This is a genomic window from Aquimarina aquimarini (genome assembly GCF_900299535.1).
In the GTDB taxonomy this organism is placed as follows: Bacteria; Bacteroidota; Bacteroidia; order Flavobacteriales; family Flavobacteriaceae; genus Aquimarina; species Aquimarina aquimarini.
The window spans coordinates 1-21,620 of record NZ_OMKE01000039.1; the positions used below are offsets into that span (position 1 = coordinate 1).

At 31.5% G+C, this 21,620-nt stretch carries 20 protein-coding genes; 10 read left to right on the top strand and 10 right to left on the bottom strand.

From position 1 onward, the window contains the following. Positions 1–117: 117 nt before the first annotated feature. The 5 genes from ppk2 (DG508_RS15640) to DG508_RS15660 form a co-directional block, all read right to left on the bottom strand. Positions 118–924, bottom strand: coding sequence for a polyphosphate kinase 2 (ppk2, locus tag DG508_RS15640; protein ID WP_199912797.1), 807 nt, complete (start codon positions 922–924; stop codon positions 118–120). Between the two features lies 1 nt (position 925). Next, entirely contained in the window at positions 926–1,771 is an 846-nt protein-coding gene (gene ppk2, locus DG508_RS15645; protein ID WP_108869048.1) for a polyphosphate kinase 2, read from the bottom strand. 69 nt (positions 1,772–1,840) lie between these two features. Continuing rightward, a complete protein-coding gene (locus DG508_RS15650) occupies positions 1,841–2,824 on the bottom strand; it encodes a D-cysteine desulfhydrase family protein (RefSeq protein WP_108869049.1) in 984 nt (327 codons plus the stop codon). Beyond that, entirely contained in the window at positions 2,825–3,277 is a 453-nt protein-coding gene (locus tag DG508_RS15655; protein WP_108869050.1) for a GNAT family N-acetyltransferase, read from the bottom strand. It lies immediately after the preceding gene. A gap of 10 nt (positions 3,278–3,287) precedes the next feature. Then, positions 3,288–3,680: a rhodanese-like domain-containing protein gene (locus DG508_RS15660; protein ID WP_108869051.1), complete on the bottom strand. Its 393-nt coding sequence runs from the start codon at positions 3,678–3,680 to the stop codon at positions 3,288–3,290. 333 nt (positions 3,681–4,013) lie between these two features. Here DG508_RS15660 and DG508_RS15665 point away from each other — a divergent pair, with 333 nt between their 5' ends. The 5 genes from DG508_RS15665 to DG508_RS15685 all read left to right on the top strand — a co-directional run bounded on the left by DG508_RS15665 (position 4,014) and on the right by DG508_RS15685 (position 11,370). After that, the gene (locus tag DG508_RS15665; RefSeq protein WP_108869052.1) at positions 4,014–4,904 is read left to right on the top strand and encodes a LysR family transcriptional regulator; all 891 of its coding nucleotides are present in this window, start codon (positions 4,014–4,016) and stop codon (positions 4,902–4,904) included. Between the two features lie 174 nt (positions 4,905–5,078). After that, complete coding sequence (locus tag DG508_RS15670) at positions 5,079–6,941, top strand: DNA topoisomerase IV subunit B (RefSeq protein WP_108869053.1); 1,863 nt, start codon at positions 5,079–5,081, stop codon at positions 6,939–6,941. After that, a complete protein-coding gene (locus tag DG508_RS15675; RefSeq protein WP_108869054.1) occupies positions 6,938–7,831 on the top strand; it encodes a M48 family metallopeptidase in 894 nt (297 codons plus the stop codon). Before DG508_RS15670 ends, DG508_RS15675 begins: the two co-directional genes overlap by 4 nt. A gap of 21 nt (positions 7,832–7,852) precedes the next feature. Next, positions 7,853–10,483: a DNA gyrase/topoisomerase IV subunit A gene (locus tag DG508_RS15680; protein WP_108869055.1), complete on the top strand. Its 2,631-nt coding sequence runs from the start codon at positions 7,853–7,855 to the stop codon at positions 10,481–10,483. 47 nt (positions 10,484–10,530) lie between these two features. Next, positions 10,531–11,370: a mechanosensitive ion channel family protein gene (locus DG508_RS15685; protein ID WP_108869056.1), complete on the top strand. Its 840-nt coding sequence runs from the start codon at positions 10,531–10,533 to the stop codon at positions 11,368–11,370. Positions 11,371–11,400: 30 nt separating this feature from the next. On the opposite strand, the gene DG508_RS15690 is transcribed toward DG508_RS15685, so the two are convergent. The 5 genes from DG508_RS15690 to DG508_RS15710 all read right to left on the bottom strand — a co-directional run bounded on the left by DG508_RS15690 (position 11,401) and on the right by DG508_RS15710 (position 14,979). Continuing rightward, on the bottom strand, positions 11,401–11,979 hold the full coding sequence (locus tag DG508_RS15690) for a PhnA domain-containing protein (protein WP_108869057.1): 579 nt from the start codon (positions 11,977–11,979) through the stop codon (positions 11,401–11,403). A 90-nt stretch (positions 11,980–12,069) separates the two neighbouring features. Beyond that, positions 12,070–13,206, bottom strand: coding sequence for a sterol desaturase family protein (locus DG508_RS15695; protein WP_108869058.1), 1,137 nt, complete (start codon positions 13,204–13,206; stop codon positions 12,070–12,072). Between the two features lie 64 nt (positions 13,207–13,270). Next, complete coding sequence (locus DG508_RS15700) at positions 13,271–14,077, bottom strand: TerC family protein (protein ID WP_108869059.1); 807 nt, start codon at positions 14,075–14,077, stop codon at positions 13,271–13,273. Continuing rightward, positions 14,077–14,448, bottom strand: a complete 372-nt coding sequence (locus tag DG508_RS15705; protein ID WP_108869060.1) for a DNA topoisomerase IV — start codon at positions 14,446–14,448, stop codon at positions 14,077–14,079. Before DG508_RS15705 ends, DG508_RS15700 begins: the two co-directional genes overlap by 1 nt. Positions 14,449–14,517: 69 nt before the next feature. After that, positions 14,518–14,979 carry a helix-turn-helix domain-containing protein gene (locus tag DG508_RS15710; RefSeq protein WP_108869061.1) on the bottom strand — a complete coding sequence of 154 codons (462 nt, stop codon included), beginning with the start codon at positions 14,977–14,979 and terminating at the stop codon, positions 14,518–14,520. A 380-nt stretch (positions 14,980–15,359) separates the two neighbouring features. On the opposite strand from DG508_RS15710, the gene DG508_RS15715 reads away from it, so the two are divergent. The 5 genes from DG508_RS15715 (at position 15,360) to DG508_RS15735 (ending at position 21,487) form a co-directional block, all read left to right on the top strand. Beyond that, a complete protein-coding gene (locus tag DG508_RS15715; RefSeq protein WP_108869062.1) occupies positions 15,360–16,502 on the top strand; it encodes a M14 family zinc carboxypeptidase in 1,143 nt (380 codons plus the stop codon). Positions 16,503–16,591: 89 nt separating this feature from the next. Continuing rightward, the gene (locus DG508_RS15720) at positions 16,592–17,071 is read left to right on the top strand and encodes an Lrp/AsnC family transcriptional regulator (RefSeq protein WP_103864724.1); all 480 of its coding nucleotides are present in this window, start codon (positions 16,592–16,594) and stop codon (positions 17,069–17,071) included. A 150-nt stretch (positions 17,072–17,221) separates the two neighbouring features. After that, a complete protein-coding gene (locus DG508_RS15725) occupies positions 17,222–19,807 on the top strand; it encodes a phosphoenolpyruvate carboxylase (protein WP_108869063.1) in 2,586 nt (861 codons plus the stop codon). A 183-nt stretch (positions 19,808–19,990) separates the two neighbouring features. After that, positions 19,991–20,515, top strand: a complete 525-nt coding sequence (locus DG508_RS15730) for a DinB family protein (protein WP_108869064.1) — start codon at positions 19,991–19,993, stop codon at positions 20,513–20,515. Between the two features lie 186 nt (positions 20,516–20,701). Continuing rightward, a complete protein-coding gene (locus DG508_RS15735; protein WP_108869065.1) occupies positions 20,702–21,487 on the top strand; it encodes a hypothetical protein in 786 nt (261 codons plus the stop codon). The last annotated feature ends 133 nt before the right edge of the window (positions 21,488–21,620 follow it).

Sequence of the window (21,620 nt, forward strand, 5' to 3'; positions counted from 1 at the left end):
CGGCTTCAAATGAAAAAAGCGATTAAATAAAATCAATGTTTATTTAATCGCCTTTTTCTAGTCATTGCTGAAAAAGTTAAGCTTTTTCAGTGCCCTCAATATTTTCAGGCTCTTTTTTTATTTCTCTATTTCATCCTGATAAGGAATTGTGTCAAGTATATATTGTATGGCTTTGATTCTAGCTTCTGTTTTACGATCTGCTTCTATGATTACCCAAGGAGATGGTTTAGTATTTGTTTGCTCAAACATTTTGATTTTATACTTGGTGTACTCATCCCAGAGCTCTTGTGCTTTTTCGTCTACAGGGGTCATTTTCCACTTTTTTAAAGGACTGGATTTAATATCCTTAAAGCGCGAAGCTTGTTCTTCTTTACTAATAGAAAAATAAAGTTTAATGAGATGAGTATCTGATTCCAGAATCATTCTTTCAAAATCATTTACTTGACCCATAAACGTAGTGTATTGATGATCTGTACAAAATCCATTAACTGGCTCTACGCCTGCACGGTTATACCAACTACGATCAAAAAGAACCATTTCTCCTGGAGTAGGTAATTGATTGACATATCGTTGAAAATACCATTGTCCCTCTTCTTCTACAGTAGGTTTGGGTAAGGCAACAATACGAAAATGTCTGGGGTTTATATGAGCAGTGATACGACGAATGGCTCCACCTTTTCCTGCTGCATCTCTACCTTCAAAAAGAATTACTATTTTTTTACGGTTATTGATCGTCCAGTTTTGTAATTTAATGAGTTCAGTTTGAAGCTCTTTTAACTGAATTTCATATTTAGCCATCCTTAAGGCCTTCTCAATATCTGTTTTTTTATCCATAAAAAGATACTTCAAGCCAATAGGAGAATTGAGTATAGTGAGGTCGTTTTCAGAGTAATCATAAAGCTCTGTTTTCTGTTGAATTGTCATATCAAATATCTATTTGTTCAATATATCTATAGTATCTTAAAATCACATTAGGGTCAGGAAGTAATGTAGTTTTTGCTTTAGATTTACCAGTGTAATCAAACTTGGACAATACATACCGCATACTCTCTAAACGAGCAGTTTTTTTACTATTGGTTTTTACAATCACCCAAGGACTAAAAGTAGTATGGGTTTTAGAGAACATTTGCTCCTTATATTTTGTGTATTTGTTCCATAATTGTTGCCCTTTCATATCTACAGGGCTAAATTTCCAAACTTTTAATGGGTTTTGTAATCTGGCATCAAAACGTTTTTTCTGTTCCTCTTTTGATATAGAAAACCAAAACTTGATTACTATAATGCCATCCTCGTAGAGCATATGTTCAAACTCAGGTACTTGTACCATGAAGTTTTTGTATTGCTTATTAGAGCAAAATCCCATTACAGGTTCTACTACAGCACGATTGTACCAACTGCGATCAAAAAATACAATTTCACCAGGATTAGGGAGCTCTTTGATATATCGTCTAAAATACCATTGCCCTTTTTCTACTTCTGTAGGTTTTGATAAAGCAACAATACGCATAGACCGAGGGTTAAGATGCTCTGTAAATCGTTTGATAGAACCTCCTTTTCCAGCAGCATCTCTTCCTTCAAAAATAACAGCTACTCGCAGTTTTTTCTTAGCAATCCATTGCTGAAGGTTTACTAGCTCTGCTTGTAATGAACGTAACTCCTCTTCATAACGTAACTTTTGTAAGATTTTTTTAATATCAACATTTTTTTGATCAGCAAGACTGATCAAATGTTTTCGTTTTTTTACTTGATGTAGTTCTTCAAGTGTGAACATATGTAGTGTCGTTTTGTATCCCTTTTACTGTGTATAAAGGTACTTATAAAATAAAATTTATTAAAATCTTTATATTGATTCTTTGGCATAATGAAAATTAGCAGGAATTCCTCCTGTATGCCAGAATAAGACATTAGATTGTGGTATTTTTTTTTGTTTTAGATGATCTAGCATAGCATAAAAAGCCCTACCAGTATAAACTGGATCTAATAATATACCTTCATGTTTTGCTAGTGTAGAAATAGCCATTTTCTCATTATCAGTAAACACCCCATATCCTTGATTATCATATCCTTTTATAAGAGAAATATCATTTTGATGAAGGGGTTTTGTTATCCCCAATTTTTGTTTTCCTTCTGTGATAATATCAAAAATTATTTTTTCCAATACTTGATCTTTGGTAAATGCTTTATCAATACTGATAGGCATGAGCTTGGTGTTGAGATCATATAGGTCAATACCAAGAGTTAATCCAGCTTGCATTCCACCAGAACTAGAAGCAAAAAAGATGTAATCAATATGTTGGTTTAGCGCTATAAGTTGTTCTTTTAACTCTTTTATAGCAACTACAAACCCCATAGCTCCAATACTATTTGATCCACCATATGGAATGACATAACATTTTTTGTTTTTAGAAGATAGTTCAGATTGAATTTTATGAATATCTTCTCCTTTTCTATTATCTCCAGTAAAATGAATAGATGCTCCCAGAGTTTTAGAAAGTAAAAGATTACCATCGTATTGTTTTGGTTCAATTCCTCCTAGTAATAGATGGCAATTTAATCCAGCAATAGCACATGCTGCAGCTGTTTGCCTACAATGATTAGATTGTTGTGCTCCGGCGGTTATTATAGTATCGCATCCTTGATCAATAGCATCCTGGAGTAAGTATTCTAGTTTTCTCGTTTTATTGCCTCCAGTTGCTAGACCAGTATGATCATCTCGTTTTATATAGATTTTATAATCAGGGAATTCATTTGTTAACCTAGGTAGATAATGCAGTGGAGTAGGAAAGAAACCTAAATCAAATGTGTTTTCAAGAATATTTTTCATTTAGTTTTTATATGTTGACCAAAAGAATCTTTCTTTTGATTTGGATGTAGCACCTATTTTTTTGTAAAAATGTATTGCACCAGTATTAAAATTGGGAGTCTGCCATTGAACGATGCTACATTTTTCGGCAATAGCATGTTTATATATAATAGACATTATCTGTTTCCCTATTCCTTTTCCTCGAGTTGCGTCTTTGAGATATAAACAATCAAGATAGATATAGAATTCAGCATCCCAAGTAGAAAACTGTTTCATAAATGTAGCATAACCTTGTAATTTATTATTTTGCTCAACTACAAGACATTGTAATGATTTTTGCGCCCCAAAAAGGTGTTCAAAAAGAGCTTCTTTTTTGTTTCCTTTTTCAAAATCAGTTTTTTCATATAAAGCATGTGCTTCACATAGTTCAATGATTTGTTCTATATCTATTTCTTTTGCATATCTAATGGTCATTCTGTATTTTTTAGCAGGCACACTGTACCATAGTGCCTTTAGATGATTTTTTACCTTGAGTTGCGTATCCGTCAAATTTCCACCATTCGATTCCACCCATTAATTCTTTTACCTTAAATCCTAATTTTGTCATATACAAAGCACCTTTGGTAGAAGCATTACATCCGATACCATCACAGTAACAAACATAAGTCTTTGTTTTGTCTAGATGATTTGTGTTTTTTTCAGTCATTTCTCTATGAGGTAGATTAATAGCTGTAGGTATATGTTCTTGTTCAAACCCAAAAGACTGTCTTGTATCTATTATAATAATATCTTCATTATTTTCCAGAGCATCAAACAAGTCAGAAGGATCCATTTCAAAAGTAAGTTTGTTTTTGTAAAATTCAATTTGTTTTTTCATAATTCTGTCATTTTGTTTTATTAAATCCAAATTATACCATTTCCAACTTAAATTTACTCAATAAACCCGCGCCTTTTTGTCTAATATTTCAAAATAAAACACGATTGTAGCCCCGCTATGCTTGAATTTTCTTTTTCATCTAAGTCAAAAATCCATCATTTTTCTTATGAGTAAATTTAAATCAGAACTGGTATTACACATTAGAACCTCGTAATCTGGATATAAAAGTAGTAGTATGTTTTGTCTATATACAATTATATGATTGAAGGATTTGATAGGGTAGTTGAAAAGTTTTCAATTACAATACAATAGCATTATTGTAGATTTGTAGGTATGGATATTAAATATTTTAAACTCATAAAAACTATTGCAGAAGAAGGTAATATTGTAAATTCATCTGCAAAATTGTTTTTGACACAATCAGCATTGAGTCATCAATTACGGGAGTTAGAAGGACGTTTAGGGTTTAAAGTATTTCATAGGACACGATATAAATGGGAACTAACAGAAGAAGGTGTTGCATTATATACATTAGCGAATAATGTACTATCTGTGATTGAAAAGGGATTTGAAGCGATTGAGGAAATAAAAACTGGATCCAAAGGAATTATCAAGATAAGCACAGAATGTTATTCTTTTTATCATAATATTCCTAAGTTTATTCAAAAAATAGGAGTTCTATACCCAGAAATAGATGTAGAGTTGATTTTAGAAGCTACACATCAGCCTATTACAAAATTAATCTCTCATGATATTGATATAGCACTGGTTACTTCTGTCCCAATAAATGATCTTTTGTGTAGTAAAAAACTTTTTGAGGATGAAATTTTTGCAGTAATGCATAAAGAGCATAGTCTGAGTCAAGAACCTTATTTACAACCCACTCATTTTGCTAATATTCATCTAATAATTCACTCTTTCCCTTTAGAAACGGTCTCAGTGTATGAACATTTTCTGAAATCCAATCAAATAATGCCACAAAAGATTTCGGCAATTCCTCTCACCGAGGTATCATTAGAAATGATTAATGCAAACATGGGGGTTATGTGTATGCCAAAATGGGCATTGCAATCTTTGAAAATATCTAAGGATATTGTTTTGAAGAAAATTGGAAGACAAGGACTCAAAAGGACGCATTACCTTGTAATTAGAGAGCAGGATAGGAATAAAAAATATATAAGTGATTTTGTTTTGAATTTTGAAGAAGATTTTTCTGATTTTTGAGTTATAAATATGTTCAAAAAGATAATTGTTTTTATAGAAATGATTAAAAGATGTAAGCTATTGGGAGCCAAATAATCAACAAAATATACGATCGATTTGTTAATTACTTTGTATGTAGCATATTTTAATTTAGTAAGTGAAACCTTATATTAGCAAACATTCTACCCAAAATTTATGAGTAAGGAAACCAAATATACCGAAGATAATATACGATCCCTTGATTGGAAAGAGCATATACGCATGCGTCCCGGAATGTATATCGGGAAACTGGGAGATGGATCTTCTGCAGATGATGGAATTTATATATTACTAAAAGAGGTACTTGACAATTCGATAGATGAATATGTTATGGGTACTGGTAAAACTATTGAAATCTCTATTCAAGGTGATAAAGTAGTTGTACGAGATTATGGACGAGGGATTCCTCTTGGTAAAGTAGTAGATGTAGTTTCCAAGATGAATACAGGAGGAAAGTATGATTCTCGAGCATTTAAAAAATCGGTAGGTCTTAATGGTGTAGGTACCAAGGCAGTAAATGCATTGTCTACTTTTTTTAAAGTAGAATCTACTCGAGATGGTAAATCCGCCTCTGCAGAGTTTGAAAAAGGAAATCTAACTAATCAAGATCTTCTTGAAGAGACTTCTAGAAGAAGAGGTACCAAAGTATCTTTTGTTCCAGATGAAACTATCTTTAAGAATTACAAATACCGAGCAGAATACGTTGCAAAAATGCTTAAAAACTACGTTTACCTTAATCCAGGGTTGACAATAGTTTTTAATGGAGAAAAGTATTTCTCAGAAAATGGATTGAGAGATTTGCTTTCTGATACCATTACCCCTGAAGATCGATTGTATGATATTATTCATCTCTCGGGGAATGATATTGAAATAGCTATTACTCACAGTAAGACCCAGTATAGTGAGGAGTATCATTCTTTTGTAAATGGACAACATACAACACAAGGAGGAACGCATCAAGCCGCATTTAGAGAAGCAGTAGTAAAAACTATACGAGAGTTTTATGGCAAAAGCTATGAAGCCAGTGATATTCGTAAATCAATTGTATCTGCTATAAGTATCAAGGTGATGGAACCTGTTTTTGAAAGTCAGACAAAAACTAAATTAGGGTCTACAGAAATGGGGGATGGGCTACCTACAGTGCGAACCTATATTAATGATTTTGTAAAAACTAAACTAGATAACTTTTTACATAAAAATTCTGATACAGCAGAAAGCCTACAACGCAAAATATTACAAGCAGAAAGAGAACGTAAAGATCTTTCTGGAATACGTAAACTAGCTAAGGAAAGAGCAAAGAAAGCCAATTTACACAACAAAAAACTTAGAGATTGCAGGGTGCATCTTACTGATAGTAAGAAGGATAGAAATTTAGAAAGTACCTTATTTATTACTGAGGGAGATTCTGCAAGTGGATCTATCACCAAATCCAGAGATGTAAATACACAAGCCGTTTTTAGCTTACGAGGGAAACCTTTGAATAGCTATAATATGAGTAAAAAAATAGTGTATGAAAACGAAGAGTTCAATCTCTTACAAGCTGCTTTAAATATAGAAGAATCACTTGAAGATTTAAGATATAATAATATTGTAATCGCTACCGATGCCGATGTCGATGGGATGCATATACGATTACTACTGATTACCTTCTTTTTACAATTTTTTCCAGAAGTAATAAAAGAAGGGCATTTATATATATTACAAACTCCTTTATTTAGAGTGCGTAATAAAAAAGAAACAATTTACTGTTATTCTGAGCAAGAAAGAAAAGATGCTATTGCAAAATTATCAGGTAAACCAGAGATTACTCGATTTAAAGGATTGGGTGAGATTTCTCCAGATGAATTTGTGCACTTCATTGGTGATGATATTCGTTTGGATCCAGTAATGCTTGATAAAGAAAAATCGATAGAAGAATTATTATCATTCTATATGGGTAAAAACACACCCCAACGACAAGAATTTATTATTGATAATCTAAAAGTAGAATTAGATACGATAGAGGAAAATAATATATGAGTTCAAAAAATAATACATTTAAAATACATAAGAAAGAAAAGCTGTATTACAACTGGATGATTGTATTTACAATCTTGTTATGCATTCCAGGTCTTCTTTTTTTACCATATGTGTTGTTTATTGCACTATTTGTTTTATTTAGTACAGGTATTTTTATTGGATATGTAAAAGGAAGTGGTGTACATGTTACCAAAGATCAATTTTCAGATTTATATGATATTGTTGTAAAACAGTGCAAGATTTTATCTATAAAAAATATTCCTCAAGTTTATATTTTAGAATCTGGTGGATTACTCAATGCCATGGCTACAAAATTTGTAGGATCAAATTATTTAATTATCTATAGTGATCTGTATGAAGTAATTCTTGACGGAAGAAAAGATGTTGTAGAGTTTATTATTGCACATGAACTTTGTCATATAAAAAGAAACCATGTACATAAAAAAATGTATGTATTTCCTTCTTTGATTATTCCATTTTTGGCTTTAGCATACTCGCGAGCATGCGAATATACTTGTGATGCTGCAGGATATAGCGTTAGTCCTAGAGGAGCTGTTGATGGGATTAAACTATTAGCTTCAGGAAAACGTTTGTATAAAGAAATGAATGCAGATGTATACTCTAAACAATTAGAAAGCACTGGAGGTTTTTGGGTTTGGTTTTCTGAAAAACTATCCACACATCCGCATTTATCAAAACGAATTACTACCGATATGAAACGAGCAAGTTTTAATTCACATCGATATGCAGATAAACCAAGAATAATAGAAGATAAAAATAAAGAAATCTCAAGAGTAGAAATACAAAGTAATACTTCAGAGATAGAAAAAGGTGAGAAAGAAAATAAGTCCAAGGGAAATGATCACCAAAGATTTATGCCAAAATTTTAACGTAAATTATAGTAGGATTAAATGTCAGAAGAAAACGAAGAATTATATAGTGATTCGACTTCCGAAGATCACCAACCACAGGAAGTGATTACCAAAGTTACAGGGATGTACAAGGATTGGTTTCTTGATTACGCATCTTATGTTATTCTAGAACGTGCTGTACCAGCAATTGAAGATGGTTTGAAACCAGTGCAAAGACGTATCCTTCATTCTATGAAAGATCTTGATGATGGTAGGTACAATAAAGTAGCTAATATTGTTGGACATACGATGCAGTATCACCCACATGGGGATGCGAGTATCTCTGATGCAATGGTACAAGTAGGGCAAAAAGAACTACTAATTGATATGCAAGGTAACTGGGGTAATATATTAACAGGTGATAGAGCAGCTGCTTCTAGGTATATAGAAGCACGTTTATCTAAATTTGCATTGGATGTTGTTTATAATCCAAAAGTTACTGATTGGCAGTTATCATATGATGGCCGTAAAAAAGAACCTATCAATCTTCCTGTTAAATTCCCGTTGTTATTAGCTCAGGGAGCAGAAGGTATTGCTGTAGGGTTAAGCACAAAAATTCTTCCTCATAATTTTCTAGAATTAATTGATGCTTCTATAAAACATTTACAAGGAAAGAAATTTACTATTCTACCAGATTTTCCTACTTCTGGTATAGCAGACTTTACAAATTATAATGATGGTAATCGTGGTGGTAAAGTAAGAGTGCGTGCAAAAATCTCTCAATACGATAAAAACACACTGGTTATTAATGAGATACCCTTCTCTACTACAACCACTACTTTAATTGATTCAGTGCTTAAGGCAAATGATAAGGGGAAGATAAAAATCAAAAAAATCGAAGATAATACTGCTGCAGAAGTAGAGATATTGGTTCATCTGCCATCAGGTATTTCTCCCGACAAAACAATTGATGCCTTATATGCATTTACCAATTGTGAAGTCTCTATTTCTCCTTTAGGTTGTGTTATTGAAGACAATAAGCCTAACTTTATTGGGGTATCAGAAATGTTACGTCGTTCTACTGATAATACACTAGAATTATTAAAGAAAGAATTAGAAATTCAACTAAGTGAACTGCAAGAACAATGGCATTTTGCATCTTTAGAAAGAATATTTATAGAAAATCGTATTTATCGTGATATAGAAGAAGTAGATACTTGGGAAGGTGTAATACAAGCCATAGATAAAGGGTTGAAACCTCATGTTAAACATTTAAAAAGAGCTGTAACAGAAGAGGATATTACACGACTTACAGAAATTAGAATTAAACGTATTTCTAAATTCGATATAGATAAAGCACAGCAAAAAATTGAAGCGTTAGAAGAAGATATTGCTCAAATAAAACATCATTTAGAGCATCTTATTGAATTTGCAATAGATTATTTTAAAAGGCTTAAAACTACCTACGGAAAAGATAAAGAACGCAAGACAGAAATCAGAATTTTTGATGATATTGAAGCAACCAAAGTGGTTATTCGTAACACCAAATTATATGTAAATAGAGAAGAAGGATTTATAGGTACTTCATTACGAAAAAATGAATACGTTGGTGATTGTTCTGATATAGATGATATTATATGTTTTACAGCCGAAGGAAAAATGATGATTACCAAGGTGGGATCAAAAACATTTATTGGTAAAAATATTATTCATATTGCTATTTTTAAGAAAAAAGACAAGCGCACTATTTATAATATAATCTATCAAGATGGTAAAGGTGGAGCTTCTTATGTAAAGCGTTTTGCAGTTACAGGAGTTACTCGTGATAAAGAATACGACTTAACACAAGGTAAAAAACAATCCAAGATAGTATATTTTTCAGCAAACCCTAACGGAGAAGCAGAAGTAATTACTATTTTCTTGCGACAAGCCGGAAGTATCAAAAAACTAAAATTTGATCTGGATTTTGCAGATTTACTGATCAAAGGTAGAGGGGTAAAAGGAAATATTGTTACCAAATACAATATCAAGAAAATTGAATTAAAAGAACAAGGAGTCTCAACACTAAAACCTAGAAAGATATGGTTTGACGATTCTGTACGACGTATAAATGTAGATGGAAGAGGAGAATTATTAGGTGAATTTAGAGGAGAAGACCGGCTTTTGACAATTAATCAAAAAGGGATTCTGAAAACAATTACTCCTGAAGTTACCTTGCATTTTGATTCTGATATGATTGTTCTAGAAAAATGGAATCCCAAAAAACCAATTTCAGCTATCTATTGGGATGGTGAAAAAGAACGTTATTATGTAAAACGTTTTTTGATAGAAAATCCTGAAAAAGAAGAGGCTTTTATTACCGAACATCCAAAATCTTTTCTCGAAATTGTATCTACAGATTTTAAACCAATAGTAGAGATTGTTTTTGTAAAATTAAGAGGAAAAGATCAACGTCCTAATGAAGAAATAAACCTTGAAGAATTTATCTCAATAAAAGGTTTTAAAGCTATTGGAAATCAATTGACTACTCATAAAGTAAAACGGATTAATTTATTAGATCCATTACCTTATGAAGAGCCAGAATCATTGCCAGCAGAAGAGATAGAGGTTATAGAAGAAGAAAATATTTCTGCATCAGAATCTAATAATTCACAAGAAGAATCCGATGGGGATTCACCTACATTATTCTAATATTGTATTAAATAAATGTATGGGTTGATTGATAAATGGTTTAATAAGTGACAAAGTTTATTAAAAAATATATTGATGTAGAACACATAGAAGGTATCATCTTGTATGTGTTAGTTATACTTTTGATAACTTGGGGAATTTCTCAGGTAGTCAAATGGCTGCTGGTATTATTTTTAAATAGAAAACAAAAGCAAGGAAGTTATAATGTAACTAAATTGAAATTTGTAAAAAATTCAATTCGATTTATACTTTTTATGATTGCTTTTGTAATTATTATGGGCACAGTTCCATTTTTAAGAAGACAAGCAACTTTTATATTTTCTGGAGCAGGTATTCTTGCTGCTATTATTGGTTTTGCAGCACAAGCAGCTATTTCTAATTTGATAGCTGGAGTATTTATTGTGTTGTTTGAGCCTTTTAGAATAGGGGATTACATTAAGTTAGATTCAGAACGTGTTGGTATTGTGATAGATATAACGTTGCGGCATACTGTTATTAATACTTTTGAGAATAAGAGGTTAATTATACCCAACTCTCTTATAAGTACAGAATCTATACTTAATCATACAATAGAGGACAGTAAAGTACTTAGTTTTAATAATTTTAAAATTGGATTAAATGCTGATATTGATGTAGTTCGTAAAATTATTACAGAAGAAGCTTTACAATTAGAATTCATAGCACATATAGAAAATAAAAAATCACCAGAAGTTAGGGTGATCGATGTACATGAATCTTATATTCATGTAAGAGCCTATGTATGGATATCAGAGCCTTTTCAGGAGTTTAAAATGAAATGTAAGCTTAAAGAGAGAGTACAGAAACGATTTCTTAATGAGAAAATAGAAATGCCGATACCTTTACGTAGAATAATAAACGAAGAATAAGAGGTATTCTACTATTTATTCGAATTTAAGCTACGATTTTTTCACATATTTTGTGAGGATTACAATATGTTGTCCATTTACACGACCTTCAATATGTTCTGCATTATCATGAACTAATGAGATATTTCTAACTGCTGTACCACGTTTGGCAGTAAAATTAGCTCCTTTTACATCTAAATCTTTAATTAAAACAACAGAATCTCCTGCTTGTAGAGTAACACCATTGGCATCAAGATGTTTTATAGCATCATCTTGGTCATCACCTTCTCCCGTAGCATTTGCCCAAGCCAGCATATCTTCATCAAGGTAGAGCATATCTAATAAATCTTGTGGCCATCCCTCTGTTTTTAATCTATTTAGCATTCTCCAAGCCATTATCTGCACAGCGGGAACTTCACTCCACATGCTATCATTAAGGCAACGCCAATGATTTGCATCTATCTTTTCAGGGTTTTCTATTTGTTCCAGACAAACTTGAGAAATTAAAATATGAGAATCTAAATCTGATCCAGGTGATTTTGGAACTTCATACACCTTTAAGTTCTCTGTATCTCCTGATAACTCACATACAGATCCACTACGTTTGTTTAATTCTCTTTCTAAGTTCATAAAATTTGATCAATAATTAATTATTACAAAAATGCATCAAAATTTATTATTATGACAGCACATTATATTGTTTTTGAGAGAAAACTCTAGTTATCGTTCACTAGGATCTTCTATTTCATTTTCTTGTAAAGGATTTTTTGTAAAAGGAAATATAAATTGACGTATAAAACCTTTAGGGAATTTTGCTTCACCCAATCCTGTACTTTCTGGCCATGTATTCCCCATAGGATAATAGGTGCCAAATAACATATCTATAAAAGGAAAATGAATAGCGAAATTCTTGTCATATGCTTTAGGATCAGCAGAGTGGTGCCAATGGTGATACTGCGGGGTTACAAATATATATTTGAAAAAACCAAAATTAATTCGAGTATTTGAATGTGCTAATACAGCTTGAATTGAGACAATGACTATATATACTGTAAAGACAGATGTGCTAAACCCAAAAACATAAATAGGTAAGAAAGAAACAGCGCGTACTACAATCAAATCCAAAAAATGAGTTCTTGATCCTGCAAGCCAGTCAATATCTTTTGTAGAATGATGTACTGCATGGAAACGCCATAAAAAAGGGAGTTTATGAAAAAAATAATGCCCTGTCCATTGAAATAAATCAGAAACAAATAGAGCCAAGAATAATTGAGGAATAAACCAAATTGATTGCACCCAAGAATGAAACCCTTCTAAACCTATTCCTGAAAAAGCGATCACGGCAGGTAACTGTACCAAAACTCCTGTAACCTGGATAAGTAAATGCCCAATAATAAAATATACCAAATCTGTTCTCCACTCTGGATGAAACTTAGTTTGATCAGTTCGTTTTGGTAAAAACAATTCAATTGGAATAAATATAAACGCAGAGATTAGTATATCAAGAAGAAGCCAGTCTAATCCAATCGTAAAAGATTTATAATCCAGATCTTGATGTTCTGGTAAACCATTACCAATGAGTATAGTTCCTCCAATAATAAGAATAGCCATAAAACCAAGCTTTGTTTTTTTACTTAGAATAAAACTTGTCAAAGCAAACCCAAAAGATAATACGAGTAATCCCAAAAGAACCCATTTTATATATTTGGGGGTGTATAGCTTCCTAAAATCAGCAGTGGTGAGATATTCAGGAAAATATGCACAGATAACAGAACCAAAGCAAATAATTGCTAAGAAAATGGAGATATAACCACTAATTTTTCCTTCTCCTATTTTTAATCTTTTATTTTGATTCATTCAATTGTTTTATAATAGTATTATATTCATATATCATCTCATATGCAATAGACAGATCTATGATTTATTGCTCTTGAGTTTTCTTTTTTCTTTTCTTTCGCAATTTAAAGTTCAAAAACTCAATAAATAAAGAAAAAGCAATAGTAAAGTATAAATACCCTTTTGGAATTACACCAACTTCGCTTCCAAAAATTTGTAAATGAGCTAAATGTGCGGCTTCTGCAATTAGCATAAACCCTATAAGTATTAAAAAAGAAAGACCAAGGATCTGTACAGAAGGGTGTTTGTTTACAAAACGACCAACAGGAGTAGCAAATATCATCATTATAAGTACAGATACAATCACGGCAATAATCATTATGATCAAAGCATCATTTGGATCATCACTTAGCCCATTGGTCATACCTACAGCAGTAAGAATAGAATCAAAAGAAAAAACTACATTGATCAATGTAATTTGTAGAATAGCATTAGATAATGTAGATGAACTTTTTGCTTGTATTTCTTTTTCTTCTTCTCCTTTTTCGTCTACTTTTTCATGTATTTCGTGTACACTCTTGTAGAGAAGAAAAATTCCACCACCAAACAAAATCAGTGACTGTCCGCTTATACCAGCTTCTATCCAAGGCAGGTCAATATGCCAGAAAGGAGCTTCCATAGCTACCAATAATGATATTCCGAATAAAAGAACCACACGCATTATCATAGCAAGGAATAACCCTATACTTGTTGCTTTTTTTTGTTGTTGATCAGGAAGTTTGCTAGAGGCTAATGAAATAAAAATAATATTGTCTATACCCAATACAATTTCTAAGAAAGTAAGTGTTAATAAGGCAACCCAAGCATCAGCTGATGTAAAAATTTCTAACATTATTTTATTTTTTTTGCAGTTCCACGTTGTTTGTTATTATCACCTACCATTCCATACTCAAAGGTGTAAATATTTTTTTCTGTAGTTAAGATTTTCATATGTATCGCTTTTCTTTCTGCCATGTTTTTTGGGTGTAACTTTTTTACAATATATTCACACTCATTAATCCATCGTATAGACGAAGTATCACTTTTTCCCTTAAAAAAATCAATCTCGATGGTATCGTTACGTATAAAAGTCGTTTTCGCCAATTCTCCATCAAGAAAAGCTTCAAATTCAAAAGTCCCTGTATGAAAATTAGAACAATTCCGCTCTTGTTGATAACAACTACTAGCTAGAATATATAATAATAGTAAAGCGATGTGCTTCATAAAATCTTTAAATAAGCAACGAAAATAAATTTATTTCTAGAAAGTTAATAAATATAAGAAAGAAAAATATCAAGTTTTTTTCATTTGATAGGAGCTAAAGGTGCCATCTGCATAAAAAAATACAATTTTTTCAATTTTTTGCTCTGTAGAGATGGCGCTAGATAATTTTTTTTCGGGTGTAGTCAAATCCTCGCTCTTAATTTCTTCAGTAGGAGGATGCGTAAATAAATCTTGTGCAGTGGTAGCTATAGAATTTTTCTCAGGAATTGAAGTAGAAGGAGAAACTTGAACAGGATTGTTTTGAGTTTTAGGAAAAGTACCCTTGCCATATAATAACCATTGTAAATCCACATCTGAATATGCGTCAACAATTTTCATAACAAAATCAAGGCTAGGTTTATTTCTACCACTAAGAATATGTGAGATAGAAGAGCGGCCTACCCCCATATAATCTGCAAAAGATGAAGCAGATATTGCATAGTGATTCATTATTTTTTGGATCCTGTTACCAAAATCTATGTTGTTTACCATTGTAAACTATTTAAAAAAGATTAGACTTTACAAAAGTAAACAAAATACTTTAAAAGAGTAGTTTACAAATGTAAACCATACGGTTTTTAGTTAAAGCTTTTTAATAGGTAAAGTGCTTTAATGTACTAATTATAAGACTTTTAGTGTTAAATAATGTTCTAGTTTAAATAAATGTTAATAAGCTGTATACATCTGAAAATAACCCTAAACAAGTTGTATACTTATGTAAACAAGATTTTAAAACGCTAATGTTTACAAATGTAACAGTTGCTGTTTTACATTTGTAAATCTTAGTTGTGTTTACAACTGTAATTAATACTCTTCTTTTGTTATGAATCTTCAGCAAACTATAGTAATTTCGTAACTTCATAAAACAAAATATGGATATTACTATTTTACAGAATTGGTTTACAAGCTATAAAGAGACATCTCTATCAGGACGTTATATAACTCTAGATCATATTATACCTTTATTAACTCAGTTATCCTCTAAAACCAAAATTGAAAAAATTGGATTCTCAGAGAATAATGCACCTATACATCTTATCACAATAGGTAATGGACCCAAGAAGTTATTATTTTGGTCCCAGATGCATGGTAATGAGTCTACCACTACAAAAGCTGTTTTTGATCTATTAAACTTGCTCACTGATTCCTCTAATAAGTTAACAGAACAAATTTTAGAAGAATGTACATTATATATAATACCAATATTAAGCCCTGATGGAGCAAAAGCATATACCAGACTTAATTATCAAAATGTAGATTTAAATAGAGATGCTCAGGAGAAAACTCAGAAAGAAAGTACTGTTTTTTTTAATTTATATACAGAAATAAAACCAGATTATGCATTTAATTTACATGGTCAGCGTACAATTTTTGGTGCAGGAGAGAGTAATAACTCTGCTACAGTCTCATTTTTATCACCAGCAGGTGATAATAATCGTTCTATAACTGAGAGTCGTAAGGTTGCTATGGAGATTATAGTAGAAATGAATTCTGTATTGCAGAAATGTATTCCTAACAAAATAGGGCGTTATGATGATAGTTTTAATTTAAATTGTGTAGGTGATACTCTTGCTAGTTTAGAAATACCTACTATTCTTTTTGAAGCAGGACATACCCCAGATGATTATGATCGTGAAATAACACGAGAGTATATATTTTATTCTTTGGTTACTTCTATTAAATATATCAGTGATACAGATGTTACAGGAGAAAGGTATAAAGACTATTTTTTAATTCCAGAAAACAAAAAATGTTTTTATGATATAATAATAAGAGACGTAATCTTAGAAGGAGAAAATGTTGATATAGCAATTCAATACAAAGAAATATTGATAGATAATAATGTGAAATTCGTACCAAGAGTTGCTGAAATTGGTAATCTTCAAAAATTTTATGGTCATAAGGAGATTATTGGCAAAAAAAGGACGATATATAACGAAAACGTTACAGTAGAGATAGTTCCAGAGGCCGAGCTGTTAAAATTTCACTTAAATTCTGAATTATTCTTAGTATAATCAATAAAAAGTTGAAATAAAGTATGTGAATACTCTATTTTTCTGCTAAATTTGCAATGTAAATAATCGGGAAAAATAATAAACACACTATGGCAAAGTTTAAATTAGACGAGGTTGATCACCAAATACTGGATATGTTGATAGAAAATACACGTACTCCTTTTACTGATATCGCAAAGAAATTATTGATTTCTGCAGGTACAGTACATGTACGAGTTAAAAAAATGGAAGAAGCAGGTATTATTGAAGGATCTTCGCTAACATTGGACTATCAAAAATTAGGATATTCATTTATAGCATATGTTGGTATTTATCTTCAGAATACTTCACAAACCAAATTTGTTTTAGAAAGAATTAATGAAATACCATTTGTTACTGTTGCTCATATCACTACAGGAAAGTTCAATATTTTTTGTAAAGTAAGAGCAAAAGATACAAACCATGCAAAAGATATTATCTTTAAACTTGATGATATTGATGGAGTATATCGTACAGAAACAATGATTTCACTAGAAGAGAGTATTAATGATAAGAAACGATTAATGCATTCTATTTTTCAGGACTTATAAAGGGATATACTCTTACCATATAGAAAAACCCTTTAAGAAAAATTCTTAAAGGGTTTTTTTCTTAAAAGAATTCTGTTTAATACAGGAATTTATAGAGTTATAATAAAAAAGCATATTTATTAACCAAATAAACCAAGTACCACCACACCAATGGCTAGAAAACCAAAAATCGAACGTTTTAATGAGAATGTTCTTGCAAAGTACCAGATATACAATAGTATATTTATCACATTACCTTTTGACACCATAACGAATACAGGTGTTCTATTACCTCTTTTTAAAGAAGTATGCGAAAAAGGATATGAGCAACATAAAAACCCTACAGAGATTGTAGAACATTTTTTTGCATCATATCAAGATAATCCATCTTCTAAAGAAAAACATGAACTACTGTTTAGATTTATTCAATATATAGAAAGGCAAGTAGTATTATTTGATGCTATAGAAGATGCCGCTTTTCCTGTAGTGAATAATATGGATGGTAGAGGAACTCTCAGAAGTATAAAAGAAGAAGCTCAAGCCAAAGGACAATTAGAAGAACTTAAGGATTATTTAAGACGTTTTAAAATTCGCCCTACACTTACAGCGCATCCCACTCAATTTTATCCAGGAACAGTTCTAGGGATTATACATGACCTAGATGCAGCAATTCGTGATAATGATTCATCTAGAATAAAAAAATTACTAGCTCAGTTAGGTAAAACTGCTTTTTTTAAGAAAGAAAAACCAACACCTTATGATGAGGCTGTAAGCTTGATTTGGTATCTAGAAAATGTCTTTTATCATTCAGCAAGTACTATTTATAATTATGTGCAACAAAATATTTTTGAAGGAGAGGATCTGGAAAACGATTTGATCAACCTTGGGTTTTGGCCTGGTGGAGATAGAGATGGAAATCCTTTTGTAACTACAGAGATTACCTTGAAAGTTGCCAAGAGATTGCGTAAAACAATTTTGATAAATTATTATAGAGATATAAGAAGGTTGAAACGTAGAATTACCTTTGGTAATCTTCAAGATAAAATTACAGTGCTTGAAAACGCACTCTATGATAATTTTTATTATGCAAAAACAGCAGAACCTTTATCGATAGAGACATTGATGAGTGGACTACTAGAGATCAAAAAAGAGTTAATAGCAGAGCACCAGTCATTATTTCTTGAAGATTTGCAGGATATGATTAATAAGGTGAAGATCTTTGGCTTTCATTTTGGGACATTAGATATTAGACAAGATTCTAGAGTTCATCATAAAGTACTCACAGAGATTGTACAAAAAACAAATGCATTGGGATTAGGTTTTTTTCCAGACAATTATGAATCTCTTTCAGAAAATGAACAAATAGAAGTACTTTCTAAAGTAAAAGGAAAGCTTGACCCCTCAGTCTTTACAGAAGATATTGCAAGGGCCACCATAGAATCTATTTATGCTATTAAAACGATTCAACAAAATAATGGAGAAAGAGCAGCAAACCGTTACATTATCAGTAATAATGGTGATGTGTTGAATGTAATGGAAACCTTTGCCATGATCCGTCTTTGTGATTGGGAGCAACCTACGGTTGATGTAATTCCTCTTTTTGAAACTGTACCTGATTTGCTAGTTGCACATGAGGTAATGGAATCATTATATAGTAATTCAGTTTATATGAATCATCTTAAACGTCGTGGTATGAAACAGACCATAATGCTTGGTTTCTCTGATGGTACCAAGGATGGAGGATATTTGATGGCAAATTGGGGGATTTTTAAGGCAAAAGAGGCTTTGACAGAAGTTTCTAGAAAATATAATGTAAAAGTTATCTTTTTTGATGGTAGAGGAGGACCACCAGCACGAGGTGGAGGGAATACAAATCAATTTTATGCCTCTCTTGGACCCACGATAGAAGATGAAGAGATACAACTTACCGTACAAGGGCAAACGATTAGTTCAAATTTTGGAACATTAGACTCCTGTCAATATAATTTAGAACAACTATTAGGCGCTGGAGTAGAAAATGAGCTGACTAATAATGAAGGAAATCTTTTCTCTATAGAGAATAAAGAAACTATGCAAGAACTTGCAGATATAAGCTATCAAACTTATGTCGATTTTAAAAACCACCCTAAGTTTCTTCCTTATTTAGAATATATGAGTACCTTAAAATATTACGGAAAAGCAAATATAGGAAGTCGACCATCAAAACGAAGTAAAAGTGAAAGTTTAGATTTTGGAGACCTAAGAGCAATCCCATTTGTAGGAAGTTGGAGTCAATTAAAACAAAATGTACCTGGTTTTTATGGGGTAGGAACGGCTCTAAAGACGTATGAAGATAGAGGAGAATTTGATAAAATAATTACATTGTATAAAGAATCTCCTTTTTTTAGAGCATTGATAGGTAATAGTATGATGAGTCTTACTAAATCATTTTTTGAATTAACCTCATATATGAAGGAAGATGAAGAATACGGGGCTTTTTGGGATATTATTCATGATGAGTATCTATTGACTAAGCGTTTGTTACTCAAATTAACAGGATATTCTGAATTGATGCAAAATGAACCAGCAGGAAAAGCTTCTATAGATATTAGAGAAAATATTGTGTTGCCTTTACTTACAATACAACAATATGCGCTAAAGAAAATTCAGGAAATGAGTAAAGACAAAAATGCTGATCCAGAAATTTTAGCAATTTATGAGAAAATGGTAACCCGTTCTCTATTTGGAAATATAAACGCAAGTCGTAACTCTGCATAAGTAGAAATATGGTCTACTCACTAAGTGAGATTTTAATACTCTGAAGCTTGCTTCGAAATTAAAGGTTTATTTCAAACGAATACTTTGTGGGCTTACTCCAAAGTAATTTATTTATGAATGTATTGAGACTAATCATGATTAGTCTCAATACATTTGATTAATATAATTTCAAAAATTAGGCATATGCAACAAATCATTTTACCAGATCTAGAACAAAAAGAATTTAGTTCTTATTATGGTACGTACATTAATAAAGTTGTACACAAGGATATTGTTAAAGGATTAGAAGTAGGTAAAACAGATTTTATTGATTTTGTACAATCTATTCCTGAAGAAAAATTAACCTACGCATACGCAAAGGATAAATGGACTTTGGCAGAAGTATTCGTTCATATTATTGATACCGAAAGAATATTTGCATATCGAGCATTGCGTTTTGCTAGAAATGATAAAACACCAATTACGGGCTTTGAACAAAACGATTATGTGCCATACTCTAATGCAAATACGTATAGCAAAGAGGATATCATTTTTGATTTTGAAGCTGTACGCAATAGTTCAATTTCATTATTCAATAGGTTTACAGGAGATATGTTAGGTAGGATAGGCGAGGCAAGTGGTGACCCTATGAGTGCAAGAGCAGCAGGGTATATAATGTCTGGGCATCAGATTCACCATTTTCAGGTAATAAAAGAAAGGTATTTTTAGTTTTGTAAAGTCTTGAGGAGTAGGGTTTTGAAGATTTAAATTATACCTATAATTTTTAATTATATAACAGAATCTTTATGCAGTGATTATTGTATAAAGATTTTAAGGTATTTATATAATATATTTAATGGGTTTTTCACTGAAAACCGTGTAAAACAAATAGTTTATGGTTTTTATTTTTGTAAGATGAGATATAAGTATTTGATATTAATCGCCTTTTTTATAGTTAGTATTAAAATACGATCACAAGTCCCTATCATAGCTACAGCATGGAAAGATCAAGTCACCAGTTATGAGGAATTAGTGGCAATTGATAAAAATGACTTCTTACAGTATGACTTTTCATCAATTTTTTCTAATTATAATAGATTTAAAGGTGATCCATGGTCTTCTTATGTAGGTGTTTTTGGACCAAAAAATACCAGAATTGAATTTCATTTACAAGCAATTAGATCTACTGATGAAACCTATCAAATAAAAGGTTTTAGTAAGCTAGGAAAAAATATTCGATCCCTTGAAGGTTTGTTTAAAATAAAGAGTTTTTTTAAAAGTAAAAACAGAGAAATATATTTCATGTTATTTGAATATAATCTCAAGGAACCAGGAGATAGAAATGGAGATGGGTATTTTACAGGAATTGGAAGTATCGTTTTTCAAGTTAGTGATGATGATGATAATACTGTTAATATTTTTTGGGCTACTTCTGGAGAACTTAGAAAATATAACAATGTCTTTGCTGGTACTTGGAATAGATATAACTCAAAAGTTTCCAGAGAATGTGTTTTTTCTTTTAGTCCTACTGGTTTTGCACAACTTCCATTTCGAGAGTATTTTTATAAAGAGTTTGAAGAAGATGATGAGTGTAAATGTAATTATGACATTAAAGAAGAATTTATGAAATACGGTTGGGAAGATTATTATGGTGGGAGCAAAGATGATTGGTGGTATGATTTAGAGATCTTTTTTGAATGAGCATCAACTTATGACAGTTATAGAAAAAATGCTATCCTGTCATTATTTATTATGAAAAATGATAACAAAAATTAAAATAATAACTTTTATTTCTCTTTTTTTTAGCTGTAACTTGACTAATAGTGTTCAGAAA